This is a genomic window from Aeromonas sp. s9, assembly GCF_040907765.1.
In the GTDB taxonomy this organism is placed as follows: domain Bacteria; phylum Pseudomonadota; class Gammaproteobacteria; order Enterobacterales; family Aeromonadaceae; genus Aeromonas; species Aeromonas caviae.
Genome location: NZ_JBFOCK010000038.1, coordinates 51,394 through 64,630 on the forward strand (window position 1 = coordinate 51,394; position 13,237 = coordinate 64,630).

Consider the following 13,237-nt stretch of genomic DNA (forward strand, 5'->3'; position numbering starts at 1 on the left):
TCAGCCTTGTGCACCCTTGCGGGCGAAGGTCTGGAGCAGACCGAAGCCGATGGACAGGGACAGAACAACAGCCATGATGGCGAAGCCAGCCGCAGAAGCGGTACCAGCGTCAGCGATGACGGCAGTCTTCACGGCGGTGACGGCAGTCTCATCGATTGCAGCAGAAGCGAAACCAGAGACCAGGGCAGAGCCAGCAACCAGAACGGGAGCGGCGTACTTACGAGCCATGTTGCGAATTTTCATAGTCAGTTTCCTTTTGATTACAGTTTCACTTATCAAACGTTTGATAAGCGTTTACCACTATCAAGACCCGCGAGAGGCCTTTTCAAAAATCTGGCGGGTGTGTCGAAACACCGTGCCAGAACCGTAGCCAACGAGCCAAACAAGCAGCCCGCCAGCGATATACAGTGCGATTACTGGGTCCATCAGCGTTGATTCCCCCCGTTGAAGCCAAAGGCGAACAGCAGCAGATAGGACGCAGCCACCATCAGTTGGGAGTAGTCAACGTCCATGGCTTACGCCTTTGCCTGGACGCTGGCAGGAAGATCCACGAGGCGGAAACCGTTGTAGGAGCGGTGACGGTTGTTGTCATCACCGAACGAACCGGAGCGGTACTCGACCATGAATTCGGTCGGGCCTTTGCCGACGATGGTCTTGAGGGATGCGTGATATCCGGCAGTGACCTGCTCTTCAGTGATGGCCACGTCGATGATCTGACTGGGGTCAGTACAGAGCAGTTTGACCTGGCCAGTAGTGACCTTGCGGCCATCGCGGTCCTTGGTGGAGGTGGTGATATCGGTGGCCGACAAGATTTGGGCGATGATTTTCATTTTCTTACCTCGATTCGTTGCGTTGTGTAGTTGGTGGTTGAGTGCTTCGGGCAGTTATTGACACGGGTCCAAGGGGACAGGAGGCGCGACTGGACAGGAGTCGCCAGCGCTGCGCGCTGCCCACTCCTGCCAGTCGGCCCAGTCCAGGGCGAGGAGCTGGGAATTATCAAGGTCTTCCAAGAGCTTCTGCCGCCCCTCCTGATACAACTCGTCAGCCATGTGGAGGTATTCGCCTGTCTCAGTGGCCGTGATGAAGTAATCGCGAACGGCTTCAAGGATTTTCTTCTTCTGGGCTTCCCACGCTTCCAGGCTCTTGATCTGGTAACGCTTGAGGCGGGTAGCGATGTGGATCTGGTTGAACAGAAGGCCATCAATGGTGGCGCGGGCCTTGTCGCCATACTGGGTAATGCGCCCCTCGGGGCTGATGAGGAGTTCGAAATCCTCGGCGTTCTGGTGGTATGGACGACCCACGTTGCCAGCATTGAGGCGAGTGAAAGCGCGGGGAGTGGAGTAAGCAGGGCGAAGGGCCTGCTGGTCACGGGGGCAGAAGATACCGCCCATGGCAATGCAGAACTCGCCCCAGTCGCCGGCATCAGCAGAGCGCCGGCAGGCTTCAAGGAGCAACCAATCAGCTTGGCAGAGGGATTCAAATCCGGGCATATCGTAATCCTGTGTAGACATGCGGCGCAGCTCACGCCATGCGGTGACAGTGGGGCCGCCTATCTGCTGGAACTGGCGGATGTTATTGGCTCCCTTCCAGGCAAGGACACGCTGGACGGTTTGAAGGGCAGCCGTACCCGTTTCGTAATCCTCACCAACTGCGAAGCCATCGACGTTTTTGGCGATGTACTTGGAGCAGTAGCCGACAGCAGAGCCACGCTTGAGAGATAACGGTTTGCAGGTAAAGCGATGTTTGCGGGCACCCGGCTCATCAGGGGAGTCTTTGAAGCACTCACGGCGGCAGATGGTGCGGAACTCATTGGCCTGCTTGTAAGGGACGAAGATGATGGCGTGCCAGTGGGGGGTGCCATCAGCATGAGGCTCAGCGAATCGAAATCCGTAAACAGAAATCGGCTCTTTGGGGTTGATGTCGGTGCCCTTGTCAGCACAACGGCGACCAATGTTGCGCCATACGCCGTTGAGATAGGATTGCCCATCCTTGACGGTAGGACGACCAGCATCCAACCAGTTGGGATTAGGTTTGCCGCCACTGGTGGGATGGAAACGGGAAGGGCAGGTTAAGGTGAGGAAGAGGGCGGCATGGCGCTCTTGCTTGGCAACCTGCTCAAACCCCTTGAGACGGGCCATCAGCTCGGCGCGTTGAACCTCAGGATTCGAGACGGAGGCGTCTATGGCATCAGTGAGAGGACATCCATGAAGACCATCAGCAAGACTGACAGCAGCAAGACCTGAAAGAGTGGTTCTATTCTTGCGAGTACGGTGTACCCGGCGAGAGACAAGATAATCGGGTGAATAGGGCTGTCCGTTTTTATGAACAATTCCAGAAAGTCGTGAGGCGTCAAAGAGACGGCGAGCAGCAACACGACGTATAAGCCGAACCAAATGAACAGGATCAACCCAACGATTGAGCCAATGGCACGGGCGAGGAGCATCGGGATTTTCGAAGTCATAGTCGAAATCGGGGTCTCGAAAATCGTATCCAACGAGTAAGGCGTGAGCAGCGCGAAACGCCGGGTATTCCTCTTCATCTCCATCGAAATAGTCCCTCCGAAGGATCATCACGTGCTTGGCCAAGCGCTCAGCAAATGCCTCAAACCCTTCATCGTCAGAGGTGAGGGAGAGGGTACCGCAGTCGCCGGACACGTTCATGAGGTCGTAAAGCTCTTTGATACGCTGGTTCGCGGTGAGCAAATCGGCGTACTCAAGGGCTTGACTGTAGGCAGAACGGAACCAGGGCAGGAGGTAGTGATTGCGCACGGTCATGTCATGACGGTACTGGCAGTGCTCGGGGGCATTGATGTCGCCATACTTGAGTAAGGCGGTGTCATCGAGGTAGGCGAACGAACCTACCTGAATATGATGGGTCTCTTTGTCGGCGTAGTGGGCCTTGAGGTCTAAGGGGAGGGCGGCTGCTTGGTCTTCCGCCCACTGCTGCCGGAGCATCGCCAGATACGGCTCAGAAGAGCGTAATTGGTAGAGGTAACTTTCATGAGCAGACAAACCAAGGTGAGAAAGATCCCTGGAATGACGAAGACCCAGAGAAGGATGTAAGAGAGCATCGACGGCAGATCGTCCATTGATGACATTACGTCCATTGTGGAGGTCCTTTTGAGCGGAGTAGGAGGGGAAGCGGATCATTTTTCGCCTCCAATACCACAGTTGATAGACACCGAAACAGCACCTGAAAGGCCAGGCATACAGCAAAGCCAATCACCAACAGCAGGGGAATAAACTGCTGAAGACTGACATCCTTCAGGAGAATCGAAGTCAGTTTTGCCACAGAGTGGGCATTGAAAGGATGGAATGATGCCGATAACCCCATTTATCGGCGATGAATCGAGGTCAGGATCAACGAAAACACAACCATCAACGTGCCCACCAATCCATCCACAATAACGGCACTCATAAGGGTCAAGTTCGATGTCACCATCCAGGATGCAGAAGTCAGAACAGACCTCACAGCCTTCTCCGCCGCAGGTCTGGCAGACGTGGTAAACAGGGGGTTCTTGCTGTAGGGTCTGGCGTTCCATGCTGGCACACTCGTTCAAGTGATTACTTGAGTGCAATAAAGCTGAAGCCAATCAAGTAAGCAAGTGAGCCATATAGCGCTTAATTACATATAATCCGGTTGCAACAGCTCGTTGAGAGGAACAAGAAAATGGACTCAAAAACGCTATTAGACGCATACATGAGAGCGAAAAACCTTACTCAGTACAAAGATGCCGCAGAAGCACTAGGTTTTTCGTCACAGTACATATCTCAAATCATGAAAGGAAACTTGCAAGTAACTGACGAGACAGCAATTTTCATAGCTAAAGAAATAGGAATAGACCCCGCAGAAGTGATGATTTCACTTCACGCGGTAAGAGCGAAGTCAGATGAAGCAAAAAAGGAATGGTACGACATTCTAAAAAAGTATTGCGGGGCCTCCGCAGCCGCTCTGGTACTGGGCTGGACGATGATGGCGGCCCCTCAAAATGAGCCTAATCTAACCGCGCATAATGTATATTATGTTAAATGAAATATCTTGGTATTCTGTCACCCTCAACCGAACTGTGTATAATGGTGGCAATTGATCCTATCCCCGACCGGATGTCTTAAGTGGCTGAATTAACATCAGAACAATTAAAACCCGCTTTCTCGATTGAGCAGTTCCCCACACTTGGCGAACTCGACCCCATTCCGTTTGCCGCCCTGCAACCCAGAGCGATTTCGGGTATAAAACGGCTGGCCAGTTTTGATGGTGACTGCCCGGTCATGATCCTCAACGGTTTCCCCGGTGCAGATTACGAGAATGTCTGCCAGACCCTGATCGCCTCTTCGAATGGCAAGGATGGCGACCTGTTCGATCTCTGTTATACCGAGAATCTCAACAACCCTTTCAAGCCCATCTGGCTGCGCCTGCAACCGGGCTCGGGTTTCGAGTTCTGCGAAATGGTCGGTGAGCTGCTCAAGCTGATGAGCCACCATCTCGACGCCGAGCGGCTGGTCACCCGGATCATCCGCAAACAGAACAACGACCCCAAGATCGTGGATTTCCTCTCCGATCTGGCCGCCCATGTCGCCCAGGGCCTCGAGTTCCAGCACCCGGTGCTAATCAACCTGCTGATCCATCATGAGGATCAGCAAGCCCCTGTCGTCTACGGCCGTGACCTGAACTGGGATACCTTGTTCGGCTCCATCAACTATCAGACGGAACAAGGCTCCGTTTACGCCAACCAGCACCTTTTGGAACCTGGTCTGCTGCGGGAAGCCAACGGTGGTTACCTGATACTTCAGCTCGATGAGCTGCTGGATCAGCCTCATCTCTGGTTCAAGCTCAAAAACGCCATGCAAAAAGGCGAGCTGGACTGGAATGCCTATCAGGAAGGCAAGACGCTGACGCCGTTCTTCACCCCGGAAGCGACCCCCATCCGGTTCAAGTTGATCCTGGTCGGTGACAGGCTGGACGTGGCGGAATTCCAGATGCTGGACAGGGACATGGCGGAGCGCATCTTCCTGCGTGCCGATCTGGTCTCCGAAGTGAACATCGAGGAAGATCTCCCCGCCTTCCTGCAATATCTCGCCTGGCTGCGAGCGCGCTGGGCGCTGCTGGATTTCACGCCAAGTGCCCTCCTCGCCCTCTGTCGCCATGCCAGCCGCCTGTGTGACCACCAGGAGTGGCTATCCCTCTCCGAGGTACAGCTCGGCGCCATCATGCGCATGGCCGACAGCCTGGCCCGCGAGCTGGAAGCGACCAGCGTCACTGACGAACATATCCTGCTCGCCCTGGAAGAGCAGGATTACCGCCTCAACTATCTGGTGGAGCAATCGGATCAGGGTGTTATCGACGGCCAGATCCTGCTGCAGACCGACGGTGAAGAGGTTGGCCAGATCAACGGCCTTTCCGTCATCCAGGTGGCCGGCCATCCCTATGACTTCGGGGAGCCGGTACGCCTCACCGCGACCGTCCACCTCGGGGATGGCGATGTGGCTGACATCGAGCGCAAGGCGGAGCTCGCCGGGCACATTCACGCCAAAGCCATGATGATCATCCACGGTTACCTCTCCAACAAGTTCGGCGCAGAGAACCCCTCGCCGCTCTCGGCCAACCTGGTGTTCGAGCAGTCATACCACGAGATCGATGGTGACAGCGCCTCCCTGACCGGCCTGTGTGCCCTGCTCTCTGCCCTCGCCCGCCAGCCCATCTACCAGCACTTCGCTGTGACCGGTGCGGTCGACCAGTTCGGCAATGTGCAGGCCGTTGGCGGCGTGAACGAGAAGATTGAGGGCTTCTTCCGGGTGTGCAAGATCCACGGCCTCACCGGCAAGCAAGGCATTCTGCTGCCCGGCACCAACGCCCAGCAGCTCAACCTCTCTGATGAAGTGATCGCGGCAGTAGAGGCCGGCCAGTTCCACATCCACCCGGTGGATCACGTGGAAGAGGCTATCGAGCTGCTCACCGGCTGCGTTGCTGGCGAACCAGACATGCCGGATACCCTGTTTGGCCGCATCCAGGAGAGACTGGACGAACTCAATGGCACGGCAACCAAGAGTGGCGGCCTGCTGCGCAGCCTGCTGGATCGGCTGCTTGGCCGTTAAATGAAGTGATCGGAGTTGTTTAGCGAACATCTGTAAGCTAAATTGGCCCGGCTTTGACCCATATGAAGGATAAACAGCGTGACCCTAGATAACGACACCACTGATCCCCGCCTCTCCCTGTGCGAACAAGGCAAAGAGTCCTTTACCCGTGAAGAGCTGCTTGCCTGCAGCCGTGGCGAATTATTTGGTGAAGGTAACAGCCAGCTGCCCGCCCCCAACATGCTGATGATGGATCGCATCGTCAAGATCAACGACCATGGCGGCGAGCACGGCAAGGGTGAAATCCTGGCTGAACTCGATATCACGCCGGATCTCTGGTTCTTCGACTGCCACTTCCCCGGCGATCCCGTCATGCCCGGCTGCCTGGGCCTGGATGCTATGTGGCAACTGGTCGGCTTCTTCCTGGGCTGGAAAGGGGGTCCTGGCAAAGGACGTGCGCTGGGTGTCGGTGAAGTCAAGTTCACCGGCCAGATCCTGCCGACGGCCAAGAAGGTCACCTACAAGATCACCTTCAAGCGCGTCATCAACCGCAAACTGGTCATGGGCATTGCCGATGGCGTCGTGGAAGTGGATGGTCGCCCCATCTACAGCGCCACCGATCTGAAAGTGGGCCTGTTCAAAGACACCACCGCATTCTGATCCTGCTCCTGGGTGAGCAGAGACAACGTAAAGGGGCCACGATGGCCCCTTTCCTATTGTAATGAGTGATGAAGTATCGGTTACTTCATGAAGAGGCCTGAGCCTCGCCCTTCCATGGCATCGCGCCAACCACCAAGCCAATGGCCCCTGGCATCCAGGCACTGGTACGGACACGCTTCTTTCTGTTTGCCGACTACGCCAGCCTGATAACCACGAGCGCGAGCTCTCTCCAGACGGTCCCGTTTCTGTCTCTTCATCATCTACGACCCTCTTCGTGGAACAAAAAAAGCGACCAGTTTTTCACCGGTCGCCTTCATCTTTACCCCAGGGGGGAGGCAGGGTCAAACAAAAAATTCCATGCTATTCAGGGGTTGTGACACAAGATACTGAACTGCATTAATTTTTGATGACACTTACTTATCGCTGATAGCGACGCAGCCAGGCAAAGGGCAGCGCCAGCAGAGTCAACCAGAACAGGCTGCCACCACCGCCCTCGCCACCATCCTGACCGGTCTGGTTGTTGACCGGCGCATTGCTGACCACATAGCTGGCCGGGGCATTGCCCTGATAATCCGCCACGGCCGGCGTCAGTTTGACGGCGACCACGGTGGCGTTGGCGCGTTTGTTGAGGTCGCTCTCGCTGTCATAGCGATACGCCGTCGCGGCAATGGTGCCGTCGCTGCTGATGCCGCTGGCATAAGCGATGTGATAGTACTTGCCGTTCTGGGCACACTGCTTGTTGCCGGCGTCATCCTTGCCACAGATGAGATCGTTCAGATACCAGCTGTTGGCCGGGGCGGCCGCGTTCAGCAGGAAGGCTTCCTGCATGCGGTTGGTGCCATTGACCACCGGTTGGGTCTGATGGCGGGAGTCGCGCCAGCCAACCACCATGTTGTGCTCGTTGATGGCGGCCGCTTCCGAGCCTGCCCCCGAGACCGGCTTGTCTTGAAGAGGAAGGCTGGCCGCCGTACCCGGTTTGCTCAGGTTGAACAGGAACATCTCCACCGGGCGGTTCTGACCCTTGTTGATGCGATAGCGCTGGTTGCCGATCACGTAGCCGTTGTCGTTGACGGCCACGGCCCAGCTGTGTTGCAGCTTGGCATCGTCCTTGCCAGGCTCGCCATCCGGCAGCGGGATGATCTTGGTGGTGCCCACGGTGCCGGCAGCCGTATCCAGGGTCCAGTAGCTGGCGAGGTTGCGGCCATCCAGATCACCGGTGCCCACCTCGCCGGTAGAGCTGTAGCCCACGCCGTAGAGGGTGCCGTTGTACTTGGCCACGCCCAGTGCAGAAGCGGTTTGCAGCACCTCGTCACGCTGATGGCCATAGGTGCCGGCCTGCATCAGCTTGTTGAACCCGCCCGAGCTGTTGAGCAGCCAGAAACTCGCCTGGGTATCGACCCCGGGGCAGTAGCGGAAGTCACCGTACTGGCTGTCATTGCCCGTCTCGAAACACCACTTGTAGAAATCACCGCCCACCTTGTGGCGATACTTGTCGCTGGCCGCGGTACCGGTCACCAGATACTGACCGTTGTCCAGCTTCTTGATGGAGGTGGGTACGCTCAGGCCGTGGGTGCTGGCCGCATCCTTGAGCTCGACCGGGTTGCCGTCATTGACCACGGCAAAGGCGGTGCGCAGCTTGCCATTCATCTTGTAACCGACCCGATCCTCCGGAACATCCCCGAGGGCCGTCACCAGGCCATCGACCTCGGAGCTGGTCACGTAGCCCAGGTTGCTGCGTTGATCCACCTTGTCCAGGAAGTCGCGACGCCACTGGTAGGCAAAGCCCGAGTTGTCGCTCCAGAAGGAGTTGCAGACCGAGTTGGAGAGCATGCAACCCTGCTCGAAACGGAAACGATCCACCAGGAAGTCGGCAAACCGCACGGTGGAGAAGTATTCCGCCATGTTGTTCTTGGTGTTGAGCCCGATGAGGCCGTTGGCATCGCCGCTGATCCCGCTGGCATAGCCTTTGACTTCGTCATCGACGATGGTGAAAAAGGAGCTTTGTGCCGCCTGCGCGTTGAGGCTGGCGCCGACCAGGATGGCCAGCATGGATAATTGCTTTTTCATCTACTTCCTTAGTCTTGATGTTTCAACGCTTCCAACTCCTCCCAACGGGAGAAGGCGTGTTCCAATGCGGCCTCTGCCGCATTCAATGCATCCAGTTTGGGCTGGGTCTGCTCTGCTGGCAGGGAGAAGAAACCGGGGTGGTTAATCTCGGCCTGCAGGGCATCGAGTTCCATTTCCAACTGTTCCAGCCGGGCTGGCAGATTATCCAGCTCCAGTTGCAACTTGTAAGAGAGTTTTCGTGTTTTTTTCGCAGGCTCCGCTGCCGATGCGACAGGCTCTGCCACCTTGACCGGGGCCGGCTTGGCCGTCTGTTGGGCGGCCTGCAGGGCTCGTGTGGCCATCATGTCGGCGTAGCCCCCGACATAATCGCTGATCCGTCCATCCCCTTCAAACAGCCAGCAGCCGGTCACGGTATTGTCGATGAAACGGCGATCGTGGCTGACCAGCAGCAGGGTGCCCGGATAATCGGTGAGCAGCTCTTCCAGCAATTCCAGCGTTTCGACATCCAGGTCGTTGGTTGGTTCATCCAGAATCAACAAGTTACTGGGTTTGAGGAAGAGTTTGGCCAACAGTAGACGGTTTTTCTCGCCCCCTGACAAGGCCTTGACCGGGGTGCGCGCCCGCTTGGGCTCGAACAGGAAGTCCTGCAGGTAGCCAAGGATGTGGCGGGAGCGGCCGCGAACCATCACCTCCTGCTTGCCCTCCCCCACGTTGTCCACCACCGTCTTCTCGGGATCGAGCTGCTCACGGTATTGATCGAAGTAGGCCACTTCCAGGTTGGTCCCCTGGCGCACCGAGCCACGGCTCGCCTCGAGCTGGCCCATCAGCAGCTTGATCAGGGTCGACTTGCCGCAGCCGTTGGGGCCAACCAGAGCAATCTTGTCCCCGCGCAGCACCTGCAGATCCAGTCCCTGGAACAGGGTGCGATCACCAAAGTCCAGCCCCAGCCCCTCGGTCTCGAACACCAGCTTGCCGGAGCGGCCCGCCTCGTCCAGTTGCAGCTTGGCCTTGCCCTGCAGTTCCCGGCGCTGGGTGCGCTCCATGCGCATCGCCTTGAGGGCCCGCACCCGTCCCTCGTTGCGGGTACGACGCGCCTTGATCCCCTGGCGGACCCACACCTCTTCCTGGGCCAGCTTGCGGTCGAACTCGGCGTTTTTCAGCTCCTCGACCCGCAACCACTCCTCCTTGCCTTGCAGATATTCGTCATAGTTACCGGGCCAGGAGGTGATCACGCCGCGATCGAGATCGATGATCCGGGTCGCCAGCTTGTGGATGAACTCCCGGTCGTGGGAGATGAAGACGATGGCGCCACGAAAGTCCTTGAGGAACTCTTCCAGCCAGTTGATGGCATCGATGTCCAGATGGTTGGTCGGCTCGTCCAGCAGCAACAGGTCCGGGTCACACGCCAGGGCGCGGGCCAGAGCCACCTTGCGCAGCCAGCCGCCAGACAGACTGTCGAGCGTCACATCAGGGTCGAGATCGAGCAGGGTCAGCACCTGATTGATGCGGGTTTCGTACTGCCAGCCGTTCTGATAGTCGAGCTGCTCCTGCAACTGGCTCATGGTGCGAATGTTGGCATCGGAAGGGTCGTGCGCCAGGGCGTGGGAGACATGGTGGTACTGCTTGAGCAGCTCCCCTACCCCGGCCAGCCCTTCTGCGGCGTAATCGAACACGGTGATCTCGCTCGAGGCGGGCGGATCCTGCTCGAGGCGGGTCACTTTCAAATCTTGTTGCAACACCAGACGGCCGTCGTCCAGCGGCAGTTCGCTGGCAATCACCTTCATCAGGGTGGACTTGCCCGCCCCGTTGCGACCCACCAGACAGAGGCGCTCGCCCCGCTCTATGGTGAGCTCGGCATGGTCGAGCAGCGGAAAATCACTGAACGACAGGGACGCGCCGTGCAATGTCAAAAGAGCCATGTTTGTTCCTTGTTGCTTATGAAAAAACGGGCGGCAGCGTGAATCTGCCCCCGTTTTGTCGTCAAATCCTGCTCACCCCTGTGCCAGCCAGCCTTGCAGCTCCCCCAGGGTGAAGGGCCAGCCCAGCTCCCGGCCGGCACTGTCTTGCAGCACCGGGATGCGCACCCGGTAAGCCTCGAGCCAGGCCTCCTCCTCCAGGATGTCGCAGCGGCGGGTCTGCGCGGCCATCCCGGCCTGTTCCACCAGCGTCCACGCCTGTTCGCACAGGTGGCAGCCGTCGGTGTGAAACAGGGTCAGCATCAGCCTTGTGCCTCGGCGTGGGTGATGATCCAGCAGTTGTGGATATGCTGGTTGCGCTCGAAGTCCTTGGGCCGGGTCTTGTTCGTGATGTTCTGCGCCTTGAGACCGATGGCGTCAAGGCCGGCCAAGTCCATCTTGAAGTGGCGTTTGTTGTTGGAGAAGACCAGGGTGCCGTCCGCCGCGAGCAGGCGCTTGAGGTGCTGCATCAACAGCAGGTGATCCCGCTGCACGTCGAAGCTCTCGTCCATCCGCTTGGAGTTGGAGAAGGTGGGCGGATCGATGAAGATGAGGTCGTACTGCTCGTCGGCTTCCGACAACCACTTCAGGCAGTCCGCCTGCACGAACTTGTGCTCGCGGCCCACCAGCGAGTTGAGGCGCATGTTGTCCTGGGCCCAGTTGAGGTAGGTGCGCGACATGTCCACCGTGGTGGTTTCGCGGGCGCCGCCGAGCCCCGCGTGCACGGTGGCACTGCCGGTGTAGGCGAAGAGGTTCAGGAAGCGCTTGCCCTTTGCCATCTGGCCCAGCATGCGGCGGGTCTGGCGGTGGTCGAGGAAGAGGCCGGTGTCCAGATAGTCGTAGAGGTTGACCCAGAGGCGTGCACCGTACTCCTGCACCTCCATCCGGTGCTGCTCTTCGGAGAGCTTCTGGTACTGCTGTTTGCCTTCCTGGCGCTCGCGCACCTTCAGGATCACCTTCTCGCCGTCCATGCCGGTCACCTTGATGGCGGCCTGCACCATGTCCAGCAGACGCTGGCGGGTTTTCTGGGCGGGAATGTCCTTGGGCGCCGCGTACTCCTGTACCACCAGATAATCCTGATAGCGGTCGATGGCGGCGTTGTATTCCGGCAAGTCCGCGTCATAGAGGCGGTAGCAATCGAGGTTCTCCTTGCTCGCCCATTTCTCGAGGGTCTTCAGATTCTTGCGCAGACGGTTGGCAAAGTCCTGGGCCACCTCTTTCTGGGAAGCGACGGCATCGAGGGCGATCTGATAGTTGCGCAGCTGGCACTCGAGGGCGCCGTTGAACAGGCGATACTGCTTGTCGGCACGCAAGCGCAGGCAGCTCAGGAGTTCGGGAGAGGCGGAGAGAATGGTGACCTTCCACCCCTGGAAGCCGCGGCGCAGGGCATCGCCAAGGGCCTGATGCACTTCCAGCAACGCCGGGAATTCACCGAGACGCTCGCCATAGGGCGGGTTGGAGATGAGCATGCCGACCTGACGGCTCTCTCCTTCCACAGCCGGCATCGGCAGCGGATTTTCCAGCTTGGTGACATCGGCCTGCTTGAAGGTAATGAGATGGGCCACGCCGGCGGCCTTGGCGTTGTCACGGGCCTTCATCAGGACCCGGGTATCCGCATCGCAACCGAACAGTTTCACCTCGCAGCGCTGCATGCCGCGCTTGGCACGCACCTGGGCTTCCATCATCAGACTCTGCCACAGTTCACCATCGTGTTGCAGCCAGCGATCGAAACCGAAGCGCTCACGGCGCAGCGCAGGCGCCATGTCGGCAGCGATGAAGGCCGCTTCAATCAGCAGGGTACCGGAGCCGCACATGGGGTCCATCATGGGCTCGCCAGCCCAGCCGCTGCGGGCAATCATGGCCGCAGCCAGGTTCTCTTTGAGGGGCGCCTCGCCGGTGCCCTGGCGATAGAAGCGCTGGTGCAGCGCCGGTCCTGACAAGTCCAGCGTGATATTGGCCTTGCCTTTGCCAAGGTGCGCCATGATGCGAATGTCCGGAGACTTCTTGTCCACATCCGGGCGCACGTGGCCGCGCTTGGTGAAGCGATCGACGATGGCGTCCTTGATCTTCAGGGCGCCGTACTGGGTATTGCGAATGGAGGCGTTGGTACCGGTAAAGTCCACCGCGATGGTGGCGGTACCGGAGAAGTGCTCCTCCCAGGGAATGGTATGAGCCCCGAGGTAGAGGTCCAGATCGTCGTTCATCTGGAACTCGGAGAGCACCAGCACGATACGGGAGGCAAAGCGGCTCCACAGACAGGCCTTGTAGCCGATGGCCAGTTCGCCCTTGAAGTGGACGCCGGCCACGGTCTCACGGACCTGCTCCGCACCCAGATTGGTCAGCTCGACGGCCAGCAGGTTTTCCAGCCCCTTGGGGCAGGTTGCAAAAAATTCTTTCATCACGCTCACGGGGATGCCATAAAAATAGTGCCGCATTATACCTTATCGGCCCGCGCTCGGCACTCGAACCTTGGACAAAGGCGCC

12 protein-coding genes are annotated in these 13,237 nt (G+C 58.4%); 3 read left to right on the top strand and 9 right to left on the bottom strand.

Annotation, left to right across the window (positions count from 1 at the left end; all coding sequences use genetic code 11):
• The 4 genes from AB5Y54_RS07825 to AB5Y54_RS07840 form a co-directional block, all read right to left on the bottom strand.
• Positions 1-243, bottom strand: a complete 243-nt coding sequence (locus AB5Y54_RS07825; protein ID WP_368153434.1) for a hypothetical protein — start codon at positions 241-243, stop codon at positions 1-3.
• Between the two features lie 272 nt (positions 244-515).
• Positions 516-830: a hypothetical protein gene (locus tag AB5Y54_RS07830; RefSeq protein WP_281706132.1), complete on the bottom strand. Its 315-nt coding sequence runs from the start codon at positions 828-830 to the stop codon at positions 516-518.
• Positions 831-884: 54 nt separating this feature from the next.
• A complete protein-coding gene (locus AB5Y54_RS07835; protein ID WP_368153435.1) occupies positions 885-3,149 on the bottom strand; it encodes a replication endonuclease in 2,265 nt (754 codons plus the stop codon).
• The gene (locus tag AB5Y54_RS07840) at positions 3,146-3,541 is read right to left on the bottom strand and encodes a hypothetical protein (protein ID WP_368153436.1); all 396 of its coding nucleotides are present in this window, start codon (positions 3,539-3,541) and stop codon (positions 3,146-3,148) included. The genes AB5Y54_RS07835 and AB5Y54_RS07840 overlap by 4 nt, the downstream gene beginning before the upstream one ends.
• A gap of 128 nt (positions 3,542-3,669) precedes the next feature.
• Between AB5Y54_RS07840 and AB5Y54_RS07845 the strand changes: the two genes are divergently transcribed.
• The 3 genes from AB5Y54_RS07845 (at position 3,670) to fabA (ending at position 6,731) form a co-directional block, all read left to right on the top strand.
• Positions 3,670-4,032, top strand: coding sequence for a DUF3693 domain-containing protein (locus tag AB5Y54_RS07845; RefSeq protein ID WP_368153437.1), 363 nt, complete (start codon positions 3,670-3,672; stop codon positions 4,030-4,032).
• 80 nt (positions 4,033-4,112) lie between these two features.
• Positions 4,113-6,092: a Lon protease family protein gene (locus AB5Y54_RS07850; RefSeq protein WP_041211430.1), complete on the top strand. Its 1,980-nt coding sequence runs from the start codon at positions 4,113-4,115 to the stop codon at positions 6,090-6,092.
• Positions 6,093-6,170: 78 nt separating this feature from the next.
• The gene (gene fabA, locus AB5Y54_RS07855; protein WP_010674758.1) at positions 6,171-6,731 is read left to right on the top strand and encodes a 3-hydroxyacyl-[acyl-carrier-protein] dehydratase FabA; all 561 of its coding nucleotides are present in this window, start codon (positions 6,171-6,173) and stop codon (positions 6,729-6,731) included.
• An 80-nt stretch (positions 6,732-6,811) separates the two neighbouring features.
• Here fabA and rmf read toward each other — a convergent pair whose 3' ends face one another.
• From rmf to rlmKL, 5 genes are all read right to left on the bottom strand, one after another.
• The gene (rmf, locus tag AB5Y54_RS07860) at positions 6,812-6,988 is read right to left on the bottom strand and encodes a ribosome modulation factor (RefSeq protein ID WP_010674759.1); all 177 of its coding nucleotides are present in this window, start codon (positions 6,986-6,988) and stop codon (positions 6,812-6,814) included.
• Positions 6,989-7,148: 160 nt separating this feature from the next.
• Positions 7,149-8,798 (bottom strand): DUF3466 family protein, encoded by a 1,650-nt coding sequence (locus AB5Y54_RS07865; RefSeq protein WP_010674760.1) that lies wholly within the window; start codon positions 8,796-8,798, stop codon positions 7,149-7,151.
• 8 nt (positions 8,799-8,806) lie between these two features.
• Positions 8,807-10,717 carry an ABC transporter ATP-binding protein gene (locus tag AB5Y54_RS07870; RefSeq protein ID WP_029314544.1) on the bottom strand — a complete coding sequence of 637 codons (1,911 nt, stop codon included), beginning with the start codon at positions 10,715-10,717 and terminating at the stop codon, positions 8,807-8,809.
• A 72-nt stretch (positions 10,718-10,789) separates the two neighbouring features.
• Positions 10,790-11,017 (bottom strand): glutaredoxin family protein, encoded by a 228-nt coding sequence (locus AB5Y54_RS07875; protein WP_010674762.1) that lies wholly within the window; start codon positions 11,015-11,017, stop codon positions 10,790-10,792.
• Positions 11,017-13,188, bottom strand: a complete 2,172-nt coding sequence (gene rlmKL / locus AB5Y54_RS07880) for a bifunctional 23S rRNA (guanine(2069)-N(7))-methyltransferase RlmK/23S rRNA (guanine(2445)-N(2))-methyltransferase RlmL (protein ID WP_039040793.1) — start codon at positions 13,186-13,188, stop codon at positions 11,017-11,019. Before rlmKL ends, AB5Y54_RS07875 begins: the two co-directional genes overlap by 1 nt.
• Positions 13,189-13,237: the final 49 nt, after the last annotated feature.

Coding starts and splice junctions, on each gene's coding strand:
- AB5Y54_RS07830 (WP_281706132.1), bottom strand. CDS start 830: ATGAAAATCATCGCCCAAATCTTGTCGGCCACCGATATCACCACCTCC.
- AB5Y54_RS07845 (WP_368153437.1), top strand. CDS start 3,670: ATGGACTCAAAAACGCTATTAGACGCATACATGAGAGCGAAAAACCTT.
- rlmKL (WP_039040793.1), bottom strand. CDS start 13,188: ATGCGGCACTATTTTTATGGCATCCCCGTGAGCGTGATGAAAGAATTT.
- AB5Y54_RS07875 (WP_010674762.1), bottom strand. CDS start 11,017: ATGCTGACCCTGTTTCACACCGACGGCTGCCACCTGTGCGAACAGGCG.
- AB5Y54_RS07870 (WP_029314544.1), bottom strand. CDS start 10,717: ATGGCTCTTTTGACATTGCACGGCGCGTCCCTGTCGTTCAGTGATTTT.
- AB5Y54_RS07865 (WP_010674760.1), bottom strand. CDS start 8,798: ATGAAAAAGCAATTATCCATGCTGGCCATCCTGGTCGGCGCCAGCCTC.
- AB5Y54_RS07835 (WP_368153435.1), bottom strand. CDS start 3,149: ATGATCCGCTTCCCCTCCTACTCCGCTCAAAAGGACCTCCACAATGGA.
- AB5Y54_RS07840 (WP_368153436.1), bottom strand. CDS start 3,541: ATGGAACGCCAGACCCTACAGCAAGAACCCCCTGTTTACCACGTCTGC.
- rmf (WP_010674759.1), bottom strand. CDS start 6,988: ATGAAGAGACAGAAACGGGACCGTCTGGAGAGAGCTCGCGCTCGTGGT.
- AB5Y54_RS07825 (WP_368153434.1), bottom strand. CDS start 243: ATGAAAATTCGCAACATGGCTCGTAAGTACGCCGCTCCCGTTCTGGTT.